Here is a 17,066-nt window from a genome sequence, read left to right as displayed (position 1 = left end):
AGTAAAGAATTTAGAATTAATTATGTGTTTTATATGGCTATGTATGGCTACTACCTGAATTTTAACGAATATCGCTCCTTTTTATTTTTCATCAAATCATTTCTTTAATGTCATTGACGGCAGGTCATAGAGCAAACTGGTGTGTTTTCGAAAATACCCCTCATTTCAGTAAAGTTCCCCGCTGGAATATTCACACTTTAGACACGAACTAGGAACTGTAGAAGAGTTTCCCGGATTTTCAAACTAAAGTGTATTAAACAATACGGAGGATTACACTGGGTAACACAGTCAAATAAAAAAGCTCTAACTAATCCAAAAGGTTGCTAGTCAGAGCTTTTTATACATATTTTTTTGGTCCAACTCACAAAGCACCTACTCTGTCATCAGCTCGATAATACTCATTGGAACGTGATAAATCCCCTTTTTCATAAAAATAATCAGCTGCTCTGTTTGCAAAGTTTTCAATGTCTCCGTACATTCTTAGAAGGAAGATACCATTAGCGATGACACTAATGGTACCCCTTTGTTTCTACTCAATCACTTATTCAGCTTCTCCAACAACTGTAAAGCGTTCATTTATATATTTTGGATTTTCGATTTCATCCAATACTGCAATTGCATAGTCTGCATAGCTGATATAACTTTCGCCTTTCGAATTCACAAGAAGATGATCTTTTCCTGACTGATAAAACCCAGTTCTTTTCCCGTCTGGGTCAAATACCGCTGAAGGACTGATAAATGTCCAGTTAATATCAGAAGTTTCCTTTAGTTCTTGCAAGTTACGACCTTGCCCTTTAGCTGTCGGAATAAAAATCTCCGGGAAATCAGGTGTATCCATTACACTGACAGTTTTATTTTCGTCTACATAAAGACTCCCTGCTCCACCTACAATTACAGCTCTTGCACCCGTTCCTTTTAATGCCCTAATTAATGCCCGGCCAGCATCTACATGTGCCTGTTCTTCTCCTAATGGAGCACCGAAGGCATTAACTATTACATCTAACTTTTTTAGATCATCCGATGTAAGATCAATTATATTTTTTTCAATGACTGCAATCTTTTCCTCTTTAAGTTTTGCAGCATCTCTTACAATTGCAGTTACTTCATGTCCCCTGCTTACCGCTTCTTTCAAGATAAGACTTCCAGCTTTTCCGGTTGCACCAATGATTCCAATTTTCAATTTAAAGTCCTCCTAATAATTCAAAATTTTAAATGTAACCATATTGATTACATGTAATAATTTTAGTTACACCTCATTTATTTGTCAATACTTTTATCATCTTGTTAATTGAGCATATTAGAGTAAAAGAACTTGTAATACATTCAGTTACAAGTGTACTATAAAGAGTGTAAAGTAATGAGGATGGTGAAGAAATCATGTCTATTAGCAGCCGTTTTGCTGTAGGAATTCATATATTGGCTCTTATTGAAATAAATGAAGACGGAATTAGCACTTCTGAATTTTTAGCTGGAAGTGTAAATACAAATCCCGCCTTCATAAGAAAAATTATGGGGATGCTGAAAAAAGCAGGTTTAGTAAATGTTCGGCCAGGTATTGCCGGAGCTGAATTAGCGAAGGATCTAACTGAAATCACCTTACTTGATGTTTATAGAGCAGTTAATGTTGTTCAAGATAAAGAATTGTTTAGTATACATGAAAATCCCAATCCTCAATGTCCTGTAGGCCGGAACATTCAAAGTACAATTGGTCCAATATTTGAAATCGCCCAATCTGCCTTGGAAAAAGCTCTTGGGCATATCACAATTGAGGATGTGGTAAAGGATATTATTGAAAAAGAAAAGTTGACCAATAATTGTTAAATGATTTCACAGAAAATCTTTTATCAGACTGGGGATAAAAAAATGGCTTTTTCATGAACAAAAAAAGAGCAGACATAAAGTCTGCTCCTTTTGATGAAAGATTTAGATTACGGTAAGGGATATAAATATGCTCATGATAAAAAGGAAAAATTAACGACAATGCAGACGATGCCAGATTCTTTAATAGGGCGTTGAGTATTACTATCCAACAACTCAAGGTTCAGAAGCTAAGTTCAAACAAAGATTTGAGGAAATCTCGGATTGGTATAAAAGAAACCGCAAATCTTAGTTTGAACGAATATGTTCTGTATATAAAAATAATGAGGTATGGAGTGAATTGATAATGAATTATGATGAAATTAAAGATTACTGCCTAACCTTTCCAAACTCTTATGAAGACCATCCTTTCGGAGATGGTTGGACTGCAATTCGTCACAAAGGGAATAAGAAAATATTTGCACTTATCTTCACTCGCGACGAACACTTATGTGTCAACCTTAAATGCGAACCTGAAAGGGCTGATTTTCTACGTGGTCTTTTTGAAGAAATCAAGCCCGGATACCATATGAACAAGGAGCATTGGAATACTCTTACCTTAGATGAGGGACTCCCAGAGCACCAAATCCATGACATGGTAAAGTACAGCTTTGAACTGACAAAACCAAAAAGTAAAAAGGAAACATAACATCGAAGGATAGAACGCTCATTATAGATATTCACCCGGTGCAATGATACAGAGGAATATGCAAAAACCTCAAGGCAGCTATTTTTAAATTCGTATTTACGAGATGATTTTTTCGTTATTGTTAGTCCTTTGTTTCTTGACATAGGTTGAACAAATAAAAAAAGAGCAAACACAAAGTCCACTCAATTAATTAAGATGATTGCTCACTTCATCCAGACATCTATAAAAAATGAAAGGTGACGATGATATGCCGCAAAGGTCATTTAGCGTTTAATTAATACTGATAACTCACCTTCAAACACTTTTTCCTCTTTCTGATTATAGGTAGATAACAATACAGTAAGTATCCCCGTCTGGCTTTTATTTGGTTTTTTATCAATAACCTTAACAATAGTGTGCAGTTTATCATTAGGGTAAACGGGTGCTAGGAATTTTATATTATTCATTCCTGTCCCAGCAATAATATCGTCTTCATGACGCCCTTCTTCAATCCAAAGCTTAAAAGTAATAGATAACGTTTGTATTCCAGAAGCAATAATTCCATTAAATCTGCCCATTTTTGCTTTTTCTTCATTTAAATGCATGTATTGTGGGTCATACACTTCTGCAAAATTCATTATATTCTCTTTTGTTAATTCAAAAGATTTAGTTTGAAAAACCTGCCCGATGGTGAATTCATCCAATTTCATAAATAAATCTCCTTGAATCTAAACTTTATTATTAAATCTACGTAGCATTTTAACATACTGGCTCTCACACAACAACTTAACGGTAAAACAATTGTTCCCCTATCAGGAATGAACAAGCACATTGTTTTTGTTTCCTTGCCTTTAACCTCTTTATAATCAGGTGTTTTCTTATACAGACCAAGGCGGTCGCCATCACCATCACCCGGCATATGTGCCATTTCCTCATAAGAATCTCCAAGCTTCTCATAATAAGAATAAGCAGTCAGCCTACGAGAACTTTCTTCTGGCTGATAAAACGCAAGTTGAATATATTTCCCGTCATCATATACACGAATTATGGCGTTATCTCTTTTGTGCTCATCTGAATCTGCTCGCATTTCTTTTCTGACTTTCTTCTCCTGCTTCATCACTTCATTAATTGCATTATCATATTTACTGCCGCCGCACGCAGTCAGCAGAAGGATGAAGGTGACTGACAAATCATACGACCTACTATAAGTAAGTGGACAGTAACAGGTGAATTTTTATAAACAAAAAATACCAAGGGTGTCAAAACCCTTGGTATCATTGATGCGGCCGAGAGGACTTGAACCTCCACGGGTTATTCACCCGCTGGGCCCGCCCATCTATATTCATAAAACTATTGCTCAGTTGTCAGCATGTTAAGTAAATTACGAATTTCCTTGTTATAACTTTTAATTTCTTCTTCATTACAATCGGTTTTATCAAATACTGCATTAGGAATCAATGTGACTTTTTCTTTAAACTCATTCCCTTCAGTTGTTAACGTAATAATTACACTTCGTTCATCCTCTTTTGAACGCTCTCTTATAATAAGACCTCGCTCCTCAAGTCGTTTTAAAACTGGAGTTAATGTTCCGGAGTCTAGATATAATTCTTCGCCTAAACCTTTAACAGATATTTTTTCCTTCTCCCATAAAACAAGAAGAACCAAATACTGTGATTAGCGTACAAGTTCTCGTTTTCTGCTTTGGACCCCATATAGAAAATAAAAAGCCAGCTCTCCTTCGGGAGAAGAACTGGCATAACAAAGCTTCTTGCTCTTATTTTGCTGTATTGCTCGGACCTTTTAATTTCTCTTCGTTCTTGCGTCAATGTTTTATTATTAGGACACAACCAATAAAATAATGACGATCGAGAATAGCAACGCTGCTTTTGCAAAGCAGTAAGCCCTCCAGAATATAAAAGAGCTGCAGTCATTGCTGCTCGGATAATCCCAGCTTATTCTGAGTCTGTATTTCGAGTAGTCGGTCAATTAAATGGATGTTTTTTTCATTCCTTCTCTGTTTGTTCCATTTTCCACCACAGTGCATCTTTTGGATTTTCAACAGCTTCTTGAAACTCAGCTTTAGAAGCAACTGTTGGGTAAGAACCTTTTAAAGATTTACCTGAAGTATCTTTAAATAAGGTTAACACAACTATTAAGCCAATTAAACTAACTGCTAATAAATAGAAACCCGGCGCCAAATTGTTTCTTGTCACATGGGTTAACCAAGAAGCAACTAAAGGTGTTGTTCCACCAAAAATAGAAACTGATAAGTTGAATGTCCAGGATAATGTACGATATCTAATGTCAGTATGGAACAACGTAGGTAAAGATCCTGGCATAGTGCCTTCGTATACAGATAATACAATACCTAACATTAAAAGTCCTATAAATAAGAATGTTATATTCCCCATATTAAGAAATTGAAAAGAGATAATCGAAAATACAATTCCTAATACTAATCCAATTGATATAACTTTTTTATTTCCTAATTTATCTCCTAGTTTACCGAAAGTTAAAGCGAACGGTACCATAATAATCAATACAATTGCTGTAACCGGTGTACTTATATTATCACTTATACCAAGGTTCTCATCTAAATAAGAAGGCATATAACCTAACAATAGGTAATTGGTTATATTGAAAAATGCCACAAATACGATACATAAAAAGATATCTTTTTTATATGTTTTAATGACTTCTAATAAACCTGGTTGTTGTTCTTGGCTTTCAGAGATGTCATTTTCAAAAATTGGTGATTCATCTAAATGACTTCTCAAATATAAACCAAATAATCCTATTGGAATACTTAAGAAGAAAGGAATTCTCCATCCCCAACTATTCATTTGAACATCAGATAAAGTCCAGAAAAGTACTGTAACTAAAACAGAAGCTACTATATAACCAGATAATGTGCCGATTTCTAAACCGCTGCCTAACCTTATACGCTTATTATCTGGAGAAGATTCTGCGATATATACCATTGCACCAGCGTACTCTCCACCCACAGAAAAACCTTGCAGAATACGAGCTAATAGTAATAATATAGGGGCCCATACACCAATCTGATCATAGGTAGGAAGCACACCAATTATTAAAGTAGATAAAGCCATCATTAAAATAGTAATTGTTAATACTATTTTCCGACCAAATTTATCACCCATTTTACCAAAAATAATTCCGCCTACCGGTCTAAGTAAGAAGGCAATTGCAAATGTAGCAAAAGTAAATATTAACTTTAATTCATCGTTTTGTACTGGACTGAAAAAGTTTTTACTAATAATAACTGCCAAATAAGAATATAAAGCAAAATCAAACCATTCCATCGCGTTTCCTATCCCTGTAGCAAACACGCTTTTCTTCGCTTTTTGAATGTCTACAACGTTAATTTTTTTCTTGTTAAACTTCATTTAATAATATCGACTCCTTAATTATCAAATCCACATTATACAAGCGCATAAACGGTCCAAGCATGCAGTCCCAGAATGTATAGCGTAATGCTTCTCTAAAAGTCTGGGGGTTTCTGTTTCACCTGATGGAGAGCTAACGGCATAGTGGATGATAGGTTCAACTGTACTTTAAAAGACTAGACTAATATCCATATCAGCGCCAAATAACATTGTAAACCAGGAAAGAAGGATGAAATTCAGTTTTTTCGCTGGTTTCCTTAACTTATTTTTGCCGATTGGACTAAAAATAATACAAAAAGCAACAAAAAGAGAAACATCCAACAGATAATACCAGCCAAAGCGGTTAGTGATATATCCTTGGGCTGTGGTTGGCATTCTCTGCAGACTATTTGGAGAAATGATTCCCCCCTTAATACAGCTCTATTGTGAATATTATCACATTCGAAAACAAACTTTTATTTCTCCAAAGTATCCTAAACGTTTATTTTAGTTCTTCCATTACGGCTTCCAATATGTTTATTATAAGATCGAGGTCGTTCCTAAGAATTATTTACTGATTCTATCTTTATTACCCCACAATCAGGTGAAACAAAACACTATAAACGTAGCATACCTTTTTAAAATCTGACAAGCCCAACAGGGTGATAGAAACCCGGCTAAAGCCCAGCTAGTCAATGGATAGAAGAAATTTTTTTGTTTTTCCCAAGGAATAACCGTCTGTGTTTAATCCAGCCCAATTAGAAAGAAAAAGAGCAGGAGTAATCCTGCTCTTTCATTCAAAACTTTAATTTGTATGAAGAATTTCGTATACCTTTTCGACTTTCTTTACCTATTAATCAGTATGCAGACTACAACAGAAATAAGTAGCACCGGGTATGAAATAATGGATGCATTTAAACAGGCCAATCACCGACAATTGAATTTATTGCATGACACCTAACAAAATTATTTTTTAAATCCAGCTGGAAATAAAGAAACATTTCTTAGGTAATGGATTTATTTTTGATCGGCTATTTCTTACAGCTAAATCCAGATATCATTTTCAGCTGTTTGATCAGTTATTTCTTGCCCGGTATTCACAACACCTTTAGGTTCTGCAAGCAAAATTTCACACTCTGATTCTGCATAAGGTTTATGTTCAACATTTTTCGGAATGACAAACATTTCACCTTCATTTAATTTTACTTCTCCATCATGAAATTCAATGATTAAATTATCCCCAATGACAATAAAGACTAATAATAACTAAAATTTTAGCAAATCCCAATATTCATTATCTCAATTTTGTTTAACTAACTGGTAATTGTAACAGTAAACTCATATTTATGAAAAGTTATACCTTCTGAAAATTTTCCAACTTAAGTCTGTTTAACCAGTTATGAACCAATGAATTAAATACATCGGTTTGTTCGATTTGCAGGTTGTGACCAGCCATATCAAGTACTGCAAAAGTTGCCCTTGGGTAATCTTCGAGTAGTCGCCACGCATCGTGGTATCCGACTACATTGTCCTGACGTCCTGTGATAATTAGCGTGGGATACTCAAGTTTAGATGAAATATCGAAGGTAAACCCATATCCATTTTGACGAATGTTGTTTATGAATTCATAATTTGTTTGTTTAGAAGGAAGTAAAATTTCATCTCGAAACCTCTCCCATTCAGTTTTACCTTGCACAATCCCCATAGAGCAAAATTCATCCGCCTCCTCTGAAGACAATTGTGATATCAAGTCGCTGTCTCTTTTTAGAACAGTCTTCTGCGGTACTACCCTTTCATCGAATTCAGGTATAGTTAATGGTGCCATCAGCAGTAATCCACGAACTGTTTCCTGACGTGAACGAACGATACCTCTGGCAATGTACCCTCCATATGAATTACCACACACAATAAACTGTTGACCAGGAATAATCTCGTCCAAAAGACGCAATATCGCTTCTAAAATATCATCAGAGTTCTGAATAGACGGTTGCGGCTTAGAATGTCCCATACCCGGTAAGTCTATGTATATTCTCTTCCAACCGCTTCGTTTCTCGAATAACGGTTCCATTGCATTTAACATCACCTGATGGTCAAGTGTCCAACCATGCAACATAACGATCGGGTATCCCTCTCCAATTACTTTATGGTAAATCGACATGTATTTGTTTCCCCTTCCCTGTAATCCAAATGTTTCGATATGAACATTTAATCCTTTCATACATTTATCACAATTTTAACAAAATTTTAACTGACCTTGGTAAGTTGAACAAAGATTAAAAATTGAATTTTGACAATCGCAAACTGTCATATGTGTCCGTCATATCAAAAGAATCTCTTTAATGTGTTGTTTAGTGCTTTCGTTACGGCGACTATCGACAAATAAGACCAAGCAAAGTATTGTCCAGATAGTTTGAGTATTTTGATCACTTTGCAAATAAGTTATTGAAAACACACTACCTAAAATCACTGCAGCCAATAGACACCGGCTGATTTTCATCAATAATCTCTCCTTTTTTAATTTTCTTAGAGAGCATTAAGCTTCCTCGTTCATGAAAATAATCAGCGACTTCAATCGAAAAATTTTTAACATCAGCAAACATTCTCCTCGAAGTCTTGGTTTTCTTCCTTGCTTAGCAATACTCCTATAATGATGAAAATATTTGTGCGATGTCTACTGCAGATGACTTACTTTAGGTAAGCGGGCAGATTGTGGGCAGTAGATCATTTAAAAATAAGCACAAAAAAATACCAAGGATCTCTCTATTACCCTTGGTATCATTGATACGGCCGAGAGGACTTGAACCTCCACTGGTTATTCACCCGCTGGGCCCTCAACCTAGTAAAAACCTATCATGAGTTACAAAAAACTTTTATTCAAAGCATCTGTTTATTTTATTTATACTTATTTTCATCATTTTTCATGAATTCTGAGCACAAACCGGGCACCTATTAGAGACCAAGGAAATCTGCATTTCATCAAGAAATATGCACTCTCATCGCCCTGCTGTAATTAGTTTCACATCATTTATTTCAGCTTCCCTCGCGAATACCGGATCAATGCTCAGCTTTAAGATAGTCAACCAATTTCTCCGCACTGTTCTTAACATCTTCTTTTGAAAGGTGAAGTGTCCCATATTGTGTAAAGGCAGGAAGAAAACGCATTCCTATATAGTTAGCAGTGACTTGAAACGGTCTGATAAGCTCGCTGATCGTGATATTATATTCTCCGCCTGCTTGATAATCAGATTCCTGTGCGCCTAAGGAGATCGCTAAGAGCAGTTCTTTTCCATGCAATTTAGTACCTCCAGTTCCATAAGCCCAGCCATGTGTTAACACATCATCTTCCCATTGTTTGAGTAACGCGGGACTGCTGTACCAATACATTGGGAACTGAAAAACGATACGCTCATGATCTAACAGGAGCTGCTGCTCTTTTTCTACATCAATGATAAAATTAGGGTATTCACCGTACAGGTCATGAACCGTAATGTCATTCTCTTGCTTTAAACGATTCATCCAGGTTCTGTTGACAACAGACGTTTCCAAATTAGGGTGTATAACGATAACTAATGTTTTCATTTGACTGTTATCCTTTCTTCGCCGATTAGTTACTATTGCTTTTGTGATAAAGAATTGATTCTAATTTTAAAATAACAACTTATTTACACCTATTTTATCCTTTTTCATGAATTCAGGGCAACTAATTGGACACCGATTACATTTATAGCCAAAAAAAAGGCTTAACCTTTTAAAAAAGATTAAGCCTTTTCAGTACCCTTATGCCCCTACCCTATTATCTCGTGTCTAATTTCTAATAGCTGATCATATAACAAGGCATCTTTGTTTTCCTCCATGCTTAGCAATACTTTCTCTACTTTTGCAAATTGGAGTTTGAAGCATTAGTAACTATCTATAAATAATGAAAATATTTGTGCGACGTCTACTGCAGATGACTTACTCCAGGTAAGTGGGCAGTTTGTGGATAGTAGATCATTTAAAAATAAGCACAAAAAAATACCAAAGGTGGTTAAACCCTTGGTATTATTGAGATGCGGCCGAGAGGACTTGAACCTCCACGGATTATTCACCCGCTGGGCCAAACTTTTATTCAAAGCATCTGTTTATTTTATTTATACTTATTTTCATTATTTTTCATGAATTCTGAGCACAAACCGGGCACCTATTAGAGACCAAGGAAATCTGCATTTCATCAAGAAATATGCACTCTCATCGCCCTGCTGTAATTAGTTTCACATCATTTATTTCAGCTTCCCTCGCGAATACCGGATCAATGCTCAGCTTTAAGATAGTCAACCAATTTCTCCGCACTGTTCTTAACATCTTCTTTTGAAAGGTGAAGTGTCCCATATTGTGTAAAGGCAGGAAGAAAACGCATTCCTATATAGTTAGCAGTGACTTGAAACGGTCTGATAAGCTCGCTGATCGTGATATTATATTCTCCGCCTGCTTGATAATCAGATTCCTGTGCGCCTAAGGAGATCGCTAAGAGCAGTTCTTTTCCATGCAATTTAGTATCTCCAGTTCCATAAGCCCAGCCCATGTGTTAACACATCATCTTCCCACCATTAATTTAAATCTCGTAATTTCATTTTTTCAGATTCCCATTGATACATATTCTTGCAATGTTTTAATGTCGTTTACTAAAATTGAATTGAGTAAGGGACCCATCTTTCAGGAGTTCCACCCATCTTTTCGTAAAAACGCTGAGCTCGTTTATTATCATGAGCAGTTAGCCAAAACATATCAGCATAGTCATTGTCTTTAGAAAATTTTTCACATGCTTTGAAGAGGCCATTCGCAGCATCTGTCCCCCTCGCATCTTCCAAAACGTATAAATCATTTAGTACACTTGTTGTTTGTGCAAATAGTGTATTGTAAGTGAAATATAATGTAGCAAAACCAACTAGCTTATCATTTTGTTCTGCAACAAATTGGATACCTTCTTTTTGATTAAGAAGTGTATAAAAAAGTTGGTGAACTTTTTCAATTGAAGGTTTCGGTCTCTGATAAAAATCAACGATATATTCATACATTATCTCAGTTAATTGGTCAATATCCTTAGCTTCAGCTTTTCTAATATTCGTAGCCATTACAAATTCTCTCCCCTTTAATATGTTTTTATATTTATTTGATTTGTATTAAAAAGTTGTTGCTAACTTTCTCGCATCTGATATACCTTTGTGAATAATTTCTTTCGCTTCGTGTCGATTGAATTCATGTCCTTCAACATATAATACTGCTACATCCTGTATACCAATGATATTAAGTACATGTTTTAAATACGGGTGGCTATAATCCATTTTCGCAAAAGGTTCATGCGAGTAAACCCCACCACTCACCTGAATGTGAATAGCTTTTTTTCCTTTTAGATGACCAACCGGTCCATTCTCAGTGTAGTGAAATGTTTTCCCTACTACAACAAAGGAATCGATGAAAGCTTTCAATTTTGGAGGAATCCCCCAGTTCCACATAGGAGATACAAATACAAATTTATCAGCGCTTGCTACCCTGTCAGTGAAATTATTGAGTGCGTTAATTTTATGCTTCTCTACTTGCCTTAACTCTGAACCCTCATCCCGCAATTTGTCCCAGCCATTAAGGATATCTTCATCGATTATTGGGAATTCATCTTCATATAAATTAATTGTCCTAATTTCATCCCCTATATGAGATTCACGATAAGATTCCAGAAACGCACGTCCTACCCTATGACCAACTGAATTTTCAACTGATTTTGGATTAGCGGTAATATATAAAATTTTCGACATATTAAGTCTCTCTCCTTTGTGAAGAAATTCCATATTAATGAAAAATCCAAGGCTTTAATTATGAAGTTACACTCGCTCTGAATTATTAAGTGGCTAATAATTTAAAACCAATACGCCAAGATGGATAAGTGGGCTTCCAACCATATTCTCTTTTCGCTTTTCCATTTGAGGCCCCACGTTTTCCTCGTTCACTTCCATCTATAAATATTGGTTTTGGTGCTCCGATCTCGCTCGCAAATAGCGTGAGCCATTCTTTTCCCGAGGTTGGTTCATCATCCACAATATTAACCGGTCCATTCGGCCAGTTTAATGCTTCAACTGAGGCTTGTGCTGCATCTTCCACATGTAAAAATGATGTGATGCTATCATCGGCTTTAGTTTCTCCTTTTAATACCTGCCGACCAATCATTCCGTTTTTTTCATACCATGTACCTGATCCGTAAAGCAGCCCATACCGCAGGATGACATACTCGGGTAATTCAGCAACTGCGGATTCTAATGATGCCACTCCAATTACATTTACTTTCCTTGGATTCGGTGCGTCGAGATCTAAAGGGACATCTTCATTGGCAGGTATTAATCCGGGTTCATAGGCCATAGAAAGACTTTGAGCAATTATCCTCTTCACTCCAACTTCATGACACGCATCAACAATATTTCTCGTACCTATAATTCTGATTCTCGCGTTTTCTATAAGATTGTAACTTGTTAAAGAGGTAAGCTGATGGACAACAACCTCAGGTTGAATTTTCCTAAAAACATTAAGAACAGCATCTCGATCCATTGCATCTGCTTTTACAGGAGTTACCCCTATTCTTTTGAGGAACGTGTTCGACCGATTACCTCGGGTCAATGCAAATACTTGATGGCCGTTTTGTATTAATTTAGGAAGAAGGGACCGACCAATTACTCCAGTCCCCCCGGCAACAATGATCTTCATGCTATACCTTATTTACCTGCTAATCTTGAAGCAGCTTCTTCAACTTCTTTATTTGCTTTTTGTAAAACATCCTCCGGACTTAGTAAAGCTGTTCCTTGCACTCGGATAATTTGATAATCCTCAATACCGAGGAAATTGAACATTGATTTCAAATATTTATTAGAGTATTCAACTTCTTCATACCAGTCATCATTTGTATAAATTGATCCGCTGGCTTGTATGACAAGCATTCTTCGTCCATCTTTAAGCAGACCCACTGACCCAGTGTCAGTATATTTAAATGTTTCGCGTGCGATCATGATATTGTCCATATAGTCTTTTAATTTTGATGGAATATTGAAATTATGCAAAGGCAAAACGATGACATACGTTTTTGCACTTTTGAATTGTTTCAATACTTCTGTCATGCGTTCTGTTACTTTTTGTTCATCGCTTGTCAGTTCTTCGCCCTTTCCAGCCTTATCCCATGCGCTTAAAACTGTTTTATCAACCATAGGCACTTCATCACTATACAAGTTAATCTGCTCAAGCTCTTCACTCTCTGGAATTAATTCTTTGTAAGTTTCCAAAAAGTGTTTCATTACCCGTAAACTATATGACAACGTATCATCCACTTTTGGATGTGCATTAATGATAAGTGTTTTGCTCATTTAAAACTCTCCTTTTATTTTATATTAAAGATTAATTTAATCGACGATCAATTCGGTCTTTAATATAAACCCTGCAGTTTATTTTGTCAAACGGAACAAATAATATACTAAAGAAGGGTTTTATGATTGACTATCACCAAAAATACTCCTAAGATACAATGTGATAACCCTTAAAATCAAAAGCAGGTGAGTTTATATGCAGTACAGTGTTGGGGTTGAATATGCTTTACATTGTCTGGTTTATTTAATAGATGTTCCCTCCAAGGAAAGTGTCGGGATTCGGGACCTTGCAGAGTTCCAAGGACTTTCAGAAACATTTCTTTCAAAAGTTTTCGGTAAATTATCTAAAGCTGGTATTGTAAATTCTGTCCCCGGTGTAAAGGGAGGATACAGGTTAGCAAAATCCCCAGAAGATATTTCCTTTTGGGATGTAATAGAGGCTGTTGAAGGACCAAAACCCATTTTTCAATGTAAAAATATTGTAAGCAATGGTCTGCTTTATCGAGACAAATGCAACTCCTGTGAATCCAGCAATTCTTCTTGTACAATTAACTTGGTCATGCTTGAAGCAGAAGAACAGATGCGTAATTATCTTCGTAATAAAACGCTCGCATGGTTAAATAAAGAATTGGACGTAGTATTGCCTAAAAAAACAAGGACAGATACTCGGGAATACTTCATAAAAAAAAGCTCTGACTAAATTAATTAGTCAGAGCTTTTTTGTGCTTCAAGAAGCCTTTAAATTACAAGTCATATTATGTTTTTTCGTTTTCCATCTCGGCGTTTGAATTTGTAAAAACAATGCCGTACCTATTGGTGCTTCTCTTGCATAAGAAAGCGCAAATGTTATACTCATATTAAAGACTACATTAATCGCCGATTTATATGGTCTCTTATAAAAAAAGAAAAACAATCTTCTTATTTTACAGACGAGAGGACTTGTACCTCCACGGGTTACTCACCCGCTGGGCCCTCAACATAGTAAATCCGTATCACTGATTATGAAAGCTTGTTTTCATTACATTTCCTATTTTCATTTTCCATCATTTATATACGTTTATATGAATTATGGTTAAAAAATGGTGAGCTAAAACGATAAAGATACCAACCTGTTCATTTGGTATCCTCATTCTTCAAGTACCCTCAATAAATGTAAACCACTGAATATTTTTATGACATTGCATGTGACAATGATGCTTCTTAATTAAGGGACATTTTCTGTTTTTAGATTCGTTATGTCTTTTTCTGTTACGTAAAGAATGGAGATAAACCAATAGAATTAAGTGAGCTTTATATGCTTCAAAAAGCTCTGATAACAAATCTCTTTATAATATTCATGTGAATTTATATCTTCACTCATTAGCCATTGAATGAGCAATCCATCTACAATAGATCGCATTGTTTTTGAAGCTTTTTCAACATCTATACTTTGGTCAAATACGCCTGTTTCCTGTCCAAAAATAATAATGTTAGATGTGATGCCCCAGCACTGTTGATAAAAGCTATGGTTAATTTTCCTGTACGTTTCATTTCGGGTTGCCTGAGACAAGAAATCTAAATAAACCTTGTAAAACTTTTCATTTTCCTCGGGAGAGACAAATATTGAATTTACATAAGCTTTCAACTTATCCAGTGGCGTAGATTCCGAATCCACTGCTTTCAATTCATGTTTATAAATTTTATTTGTAATCCACTCAAGTAGTTGAGAAAGGGTATCTTCCTTATTATCAAAGTAATAATGCACGACGCCCTTACTAACTCCTGCGTGATCTGCAATACTTTGTAGTGTAACTGAATTATAACCTTGTGTTGACACAGCTTGGAAAGCTGCCCTTAATATTTGATTCTTTCTTTCTTCTGCTTTTTTCTTCATAATAAACCTCCAGAAAGCTAAACCTTCAATTAGTATACAACAGTTCATAAAATCCACACAAAATTATTCTGACCAGACAAAATAGTTTGACCGGTCAGAATAATTGGGTATACTAAAAGAGGTTTCACATCAAGATAGCATATTGGAGGATTTATAAAATGAAAGACGAATTCAGGGCTCTAGTTGTAAACAAAGTTGATGATGAATTTTCAATTAAAGTAAAGAATGTTTCTCCAGCGTTTTTACCAGAAAGTGATGTCCACATCCAAGTACACTACTCTGGAATTAATTACAAAGATGGGCTTGCAGGGATCCCCGATGGGAAAATCGTAAGAAAGTACCCATTTATACCGGGTATAGACTTAGCAGGTATAGTCATTTCTTCTAATGATCCTCGCTTTAAAGAGGGGGATAAGGTGATTGCTACAAGTTATGATATAGGTGTTTCTCATTTTGGCGGTTTTAGCGAATATGCAAGCCTCCCAGGAGACTGGATTGTACCTTTACCTGATAATTTGACCCTCAAAGAAGCGATGATAGTAGGAACAGCTGGCTTCACAGCAGCACTATCTATTCAACGTCTAGAAGAAAATAACCTATCTCCTGAAAAAGGAAAAGTTCTGGTAACAGGAGCAACAGGTGGCGTTGGTAGTTTTGCTGTTTCATTCCTTAACTCTTTAGGTTATCAAGTAGAAGCTAGTACAGGTAAAGAATCAGAATATGATTACTTACGAAAACTTGGAGCTAGTACAATTATTTCACGGGATATGACCTATGGAGGGAAGGTTAAAGCCTTAGGGTCACAAAAATGGGCGGCAGCTGTTGATCCTGTAGGCGGGGAACCTCTTGCCTCTATCTTAAGCCAAATTCAATATGGAGGTTCCGTTGCTGTTAGCGGATTAACAGCTGGAACAAAACTGCCAACTACTGTTTTTCCATTCATCTTAAGAGGTGTTAATTTACTTGGGATTGATTCTGTATATTGTCCAATGGAAACACGGTTAAAAACATGGCATCGTGTAGCAACAGATTTTAAACCATCTAATTTAGAGGAATTTATTTCACAAGAAATTACTTTAGATCAACTTCCTAACGTTCTTCCTGAAATATTGGAAGGACAAGTAAGAGGGAGAACGATTGTAAAAATCGTATGATTATTCATCAGAACTCAACCAGTTGCTAAAGATGAAACAATGTCTTAAAGGGATAGTAAAGGGATTTTCAACAGGAATTCCTTTACTTCTTATAACTTACTTTATGTTATTAGCAAAATACAAGGAGTGCCAGCAGTGCCCTCCCCACTCAGCTTACACAGTCGTAGTGGTATGAAAATGCTTTTTCATTTAAGCATTGTACAAATAAAAATGTGGTTCCTGCCCCGTAGTTTCGTATTGGGTAAACAAAGCTCAAACTCATTGTCTTTCCATGGGTCTGAGCCTTTACTTTATTTCTTCCTTAATAATTATTGTATGTCTACAGGATTAGATGATAAAGTAGTTTTCGTCCTTAATATATATATTAGCTTCAACTACTTTCGGTTCTCGTAGAGTTCGCACATTCAGCGCAAATCCCAAAAATGAACTTCTAAAAGAATTAGCATCTTATGTAGATTCCAACAAGGTCAGACCAGTTATTGATAGCATTTATTTTTTATCTGATGTTGCCAAAGCTCATCATTCCTTAGAAGCTGGAGGTGGACGAGGAAAACGCATCATAAATTTACTTGATAAAAAATAGCTATCATTTCAGGATAAAATAGAGCTCGTTGTAAAAGGCGTTGCTCCATTTGCAGCGTTATTACGCGGGGCTTTAGATGGATTGAGATCAACCCAATTTGCTGATGCTTTCAGTACTTTAGCCACTATAATATAGATCGTCTTTTCACCAGTACCAAGAATAGTATTAATAACCGAAAAAGGTATAGTGGAAAATCTGTAATTTCA

The 17,066-nt window shown here is 35.9% G+C and carries 17 protein-coding genes and 7 pseudogenes; 6 read left to right on the top strand and 18 right to left on the bottom strand.

All coding sequences use genetic code 11. From position 1 onward, the window contains the following. Positions 1-541 precede the first annotated feature (541 nt). Positions 542-1,180, bottom strand: a complete 639-nt coding sequence (locus V7728_RS11950; RefSeq protein ID WP_099566424.1) for an NAD(P)-dependent oxidoreductase — start codon at positions 1,178-1,180, stop codon at positions 542-544. Between the two features lie 197 nt (positions 1,181-1,377). On the opposite strand from V7728_RS11950, the gene V7728_RS11945 reads away from it, so the two are divergent. The 3 genes from V7728_RS11945 to V7728_RS11940 all read left to right on the top strand — a co-directional run bounded on the left by V7728_RS11945 (position 1,378) and on the right by V7728_RS11940 (position 2,506). Further along, positions 1,378-1,821, top strand: coding sequence for an Rrf2 family transcriptional regulator (locus V7728_RS11945; RefSeq protein ID WP_015239220.1), 444 nt, complete (start codon positions 1,378-1,380; stop codon positions 1,819-1,821). A gap of 93 nt (positions 1,822-1,914) precedes the next feature. Next, on the top strand, positions 1,915-2,016 hold the full coding sequence (locus V7728_RS20510) for a hypothetical protein (protein ID WP_223252771.1): 102 nt from the start codon (positions 1,915-1,917) through the stop codon (positions 2,014-2,016). A 148-nt stretch (positions 2,017-2,164) separates the two neighbouring features. Next, positions 2,165-2,506, top strand: a complete 342-nt coding sequence (locus V7728_RS11940; protein WP_015239219.1) for an MmcQ/YjbR family DNA-binding protein — start codon at positions 2,165-2,167, stop codon at positions 2,504-2,506. Between the two features lie 263 nt (positions 2,507-2,769). Here the strand turns inward: V7728_RS11940 and V7728_RS11935 are convergent, their stop codons facing one another. The 16 genes and pseudogenes from V7728_RS11935 to V7728_RS11855 all read right to left on the bottom strand — a co-directional run bounded on the left by V7728_RS11935 (position 2,770) and on the right by V7728_RS11855 (position 13,250). Further along, entirely contained in the window at positions 2,770-3,195 is a 426-nt protein-coding gene (locus V7728_RS11935) for a MaoC family dehydratase (protein WP_007609622.1), read from the bottom strand. A gap of 125 nt (positions 3,196-3,320) precedes the next feature. Further along, positions 3,321-3,674 (bottom strand): annotated as a pseudogene (locus tag V7728_RS11930) (cystatin-like fold lipoprotein); the annotation flags it as partial. Between the two features lie 161 nt (positions 3,675-3,835). Beyond that, complete coding sequence (locus tag V7728_RS11925; RefSeq protein WP_025284285.1) at positions 3,836-4,150, bottom strand: MarR family winged helix-turn-helix transcriptional regulator; 315 nt, start codon at positions 4,148-4,150, stop codon at positions 3,836-3,838. Between the two features lie 338 nt (positions 4,151-4,488). Next, positions 4,489-5,892 (bottom strand): MFS transporter, encoded by a 1,404-nt coding sequence (locus V7728_RS11920; protein WP_059368300.1) that lies wholly within the window; start codon positions 5,890-5,892, stop codon positions 4,489-4,491. A 38-nt stretch (positions 5,893-5,930) separates the two neighbouring features. Continuing rightward, positions 5,931-6,297 (bottom strand): annotated as a pseudogene (locus V7728_RS11915) (BCCT family transporter); the annotation flags it as partial. 618 nt (positions 6,298-6,915) lie between these two features. Beyond that, a pseudogene (locus tag V7728_RS11910) lies at positions 6,916-7,128 on the bottom strand (cupin domain-containing protein); the annotation flags it as partial. A gap of 97 nt (positions 7,129-7,225) precedes the next feature. After that, complete coding sequence (locus tag V7728_RS11905) at positions 7,226-8,029, bottom strand: alpha/beta fold hydrolase (RefSeq protein WP_099566423.1); 804 nt, start codon at positions 8,027-8,029, stop codon at positions 7,226-7,228. 115 nt (positions 8,030-8,144) lie between these two features. Continuing rightward, a pseudogene (locus V7728_RS11900) lies at positions 8,145-8,285 on the bottom strand (IS1595 family transposase); the annotation flags it as partial. After that, positions 8,282-8,347 (bottom strand): annotated as a pseudogene (locus V7728_RS11895) (phosphatase RapI inhibitor PhrI); the annotation flags it as partial. The pseudogenes V7728_RS11900 and V7728_RS11895, both read right to left, overlap by 4 nt. Next, a pseudogene (locus V7728_RS11890) lies at positions 8,325-8,480 on the bottom strand (tetratricopeptide repeat protein); the annotation flags it as partial. The pseudogenes V7728_RS11895 and V7728_RS11890, both read right to left, overlap by 23 nt. 445 nt (positions 8,481-8,925) lie before the next feature. After that, on the bottom strand, positions 8,926-9,450 hold the full coding sequence (locus V7728_RS11885) for an NAD(P)H-dependent oxidoreductase (RefSeq protein WP_038457036.1): 525 nt from the start codon (positions 9,448-9,450) through the stop codon (positions 8,926-8,928). 709 nt (positions 9,451-10,159) lie between these two features. Then, positions 10,160-10,454, bottom strand: a pseudogene (locus V7728_RS11875) (NAD(P)H-dependent oxidoreductase); the annotation flags it as partial. Positions 10,455-10,532: 78 nt separating this feature from the next. Then, positions 10,533-10,982: a GNAT family N-acetyltransferase gene (locus tag V7728_RS11870; protein WP_025284279.1), complete on the bottom strand. Its 450-nt coding sequence runs from the start codon at positions 10,980-10,982 to the stop codon at positions 10,533-10,535. Positions 10,983-11,030: 48 nt separating this feature from the next. Further along, positions 11,031-11,660: an FMN-dependent NADH-azoreductase gene (locus V7728_RS11865; RefSeq protein ID WP_099566422.1), complete on the bottom strand. Its 630-nt coding sequence runs from the start codon at positions 11,658-11,660 to the stop codon at positions 11,031-11,033. 85 nt (positions 11,661-11,745) lie between these two features. Beyond that, entirely contained in the window at positions 11,746-12,600 is an 855-nt protein-coding gene (locus V7728_RS11860; RefSeq protein ID WP_099566421.1) for an NAD-dependent epimerase/dehydratase family protein, read from the bottom strand. 8 nt (positions 12,601-12,608) lie between these two features. Next, positions 12,609-13,250, bottom strand: a complete 642-nt coding sequence (locus V7728_RS11855; protein ID WP_007409582.1) for an FMN-dependent NADH-azoreductase — start codon at positions 13,248-13,250, stop codon at positions 12,609-12,611. Positions 13,251-13,446: 196 nt separating this feature from the next. Here V7728_RS11855 and V7728_RS11850 point away from each other — a divergent pair, with 196 nt between their 5' ends. Further along, the gene (locus V7728_RS11850) at positions 13,447-13,950 is read left to right on the top strand and encodes an RrF2 family transcriptional regulator (protein ID WP_004393007.1); all 504 of its coding nucleotides are present in this window, start codon (positions 13,447-13,449) and stop codon (positions 13,948-13,950) included. Between the two features lie 579 nt (positions 13,951-14,529). On the opposite strand, the gene V7728_RS11845 is transcribed toward V7728_RS11850, so the two are convergent. After that, on the bottom strand, positions 14,530-15,123 hold the full coding sequence (locus tag V7728_RS11845; protein ID WP_025284277.1) for a TetR/AcrR family transcriptional regulator: 594 nt from the start codon (positions 15,121-15,123) through the stop codon (positions 14,530-14,532). A 158-nt stretch (positions 15,124-15,281) separates the two neighbouring features. Here V7728_RS11845 and V7728_RS11840 point away from each other — a divergent pair, with 158 nt between their 5' ends. Then, on the top strand, positions 15,282-16,277 hold the full coding sequence (locus V7728_RS11840; RefSeq protein WP_025284276.1) for an NADPH:quinone oxidoreductase family protein: 996 nt from the start codon (positions 15,282-15,284) through the stop codon (positions 16,275-16,277). Positions 16,278-16,632: 355 nt separating this feature from the next. Next, the gene (locus V7728_RS11835; protein WP_082187769.1) at positions 16,633-16,860 is read left to right on the top strand and encodes a zinc-binding dehydrogenase; all 228 of its coding nucleotides are present in this window, start codon (positions 16,633-16,635) and stop codon (positions 16,858-16,860) included. Positions 16,861-17,066: the final 206 nt, after the last annotated feature.

This window comes from Bacillus sp. JHAA, assembly GCF_036961585.1.
Lineage (GTDB): Bacteria > Bacillota > Bacilli > Bacillales > Bacillaceae > Bacillus > Bacillus velezensis.
Note: the sequence above shows the minus strand (reverse complement) of the source record. Positions and strands in the feature narration are given on the sequence as shown.

Excerpts from the sequence above, each read along its gene's own strand:
- V7728_RS11885 (WP_038457036.1), bottom strand. The coding sequence starts at position 9,450 with ATGAAAACATTAGTTATCGTTATACACCCTAATTTGGAAACGTCTGTT.
- V7728_RS11855 (WP_007409582.1), bottom strand. The coding sequence starts at position 13,250 with ATGAGCAAAACACTTATCATTAATGCACATCCAAAAGTGGATGATACG.
- V7728_RS11945 (WP_015239220.1), top strand. The coding sequence starts at position 1,378 with ATGTCTATTAGCAGCCGTTTTGCTGTAGGAATTCATATATTGGCTCTT.
- V7728_RS11905 (WP_099566423.1), bottom strand. The coding sequence starts at position 8,029 with ATGTCGATTTACCATAAAGTAATTGGAGAGGGATACCCGATCGTTATG.
- V7728_RS11870 (WP_025284279.1), bottom strand. The coding sequence starts at position 10,982 with ATGGCTACGAATATTAGAAAAGCTGAAGCTAAGGATATTGACCAATTA.
- V7728_RS11840 (WP_025284276.1), top strand. The coding sequence starts at position 15,282 with ATGAAAGACGAATTCAGGGCTCTAGTTGTAAACAAAGTTGATGATGAA.
- V7728_RS11920 (WP_059368300.1), bottom strand. The coding sequence starts at position 5,892 with ATGAAGTTTAACAAGAAAAAAATTAACGTTGTAGACATTCAAAAAGCG.
- V7728_RS11865 (WP_099566422.1), bottom strand. The coding sequence starts at position 11,660 with ATGTCGAAAATTTTATATATTACCGCTAATCCAAAATCAGTTGAAAAT.
- V7728_RS20510 (WP_223252771.1), top strand. The coding sequence starts at position 1,915 with ATGAAAGATTTAGATTACGGTAAGGGATATAAATATGCTCATGATAAA.
- V7728_RS11850 (WP_004393007.1), top strand. The coding sequence starts at position 13,447 with ATGCAGTACAGTGTTGGGGTTGAATATGCTTTACATTGTCTGGTTTAT.
- V7728_RS11935 (WP_007609622.1), bottom strand. The coding sequence starts at position 3,195 with ATGAAATTGGATGAATTCACCATCGGGCAGGTTTTTCAAACTAAATCT.
- V7728_RS11940 (WP_015239219.1), top strand. The coding sequence starts at position 2,165 with ATGAATTATGATGAAATTAAAGATTACTGCCTAACCTTTCCAAACTCT.
- V7728_RS11860 (WP_099566421.1), bottom strand. The coding sequence starts at position 12,600 with ATGAAGATCATTGTTGCCGGGGGGACTGGAGTAATTGGTCGGTCCCTT.
- V7728_RS11845 (WP_025284277.1), bottom strand. The coding sequence starts at position 15,123 with ATGAAGAAAAAAGCAGAAGAAAGAAAGAATCAAATATTAAGGGCAGCT.